The following is a 724-nucleotide window of genomic DNA, read 5'->3' on the forward strand; positions in this document are numbered from 1 at the left end:
GTCAACTACTCAAGATGAATGATGTAGTAACTGGTACATTAGGGCTAGGTATAAGCACCCTACAGCTGATACAAAGTGTTCGAAGCCTTGCTGAGAGTATGAACCAAAATGATGAGCATATTATACGGGCTGATATGGCTAACTTTATAAATGCTGGTGCTACTACTGTGTCTTCTGCTAAGGCTATCGCTGATACACTTAAAGATCAAGCTCGAGAAAAGCTAAAAGATATGGCTATTGAAAGCCGTGCTAAGAAGAATTTGGCTAAAGGTGGCATAGATGCCTTAGATACGATTGCTCAAAAAGGTGGTACTCGTACTGCTCTTGCTGAAGCTGGAGAATCAAGATTACTATATATGATCGAAAGACTTGGAATAAGAGCAGCTGGATTTTTAAGTATTCCATATTTAGGAGAAATTCTACTAGTAATAGATATTGCTACAACTTTATGGGCAGCTTGGGAAGAAGCTCATAAAGATAATATTTATCAGCAATGGGTAAAACTATCTAATCTATATCCATAGTCAATTCCCCTTCGAGTGTCGAAGGGGTGGCAGTCGTTAGACTGACGGGGTAGTACTTAAAAAATTAAACAAATTGTCATCAACTATGTTGTAAATTATTTACGAAATTTGCATTTTCAGTCTTAAATCTCTAATTTTAGCATTAGCAATGACTATAATTTTTCTCATAACAGCTATAATAGCGACCATCTTCTTTTTAC

At 36.5% G+C, this 724-nt stretch carries 1 protein-coding gene; it reads left to right on the top strand.

The window, feature by feature from the left end; translation table 11 throughout:
- A partial coding sequence (locus tag F3D57_RS10185) for a hypothetical protein (protein WP_224728186.1) occupies positions 1–524 on the top strand: 524 nt, incomplete at its 5' end.
- Positions 525–724 lie beyond the last annotated feature (200 nt).

The organism is Francisella sp. SYW-2 (assembly GCF_008711475.1).
Classification (GTDB): domain Bacteria; phylum Pseudomonadota; class Gammaproteobacteria; order Francisellales; family Francisellaceae; genus Francisella; species Francisella salimarina.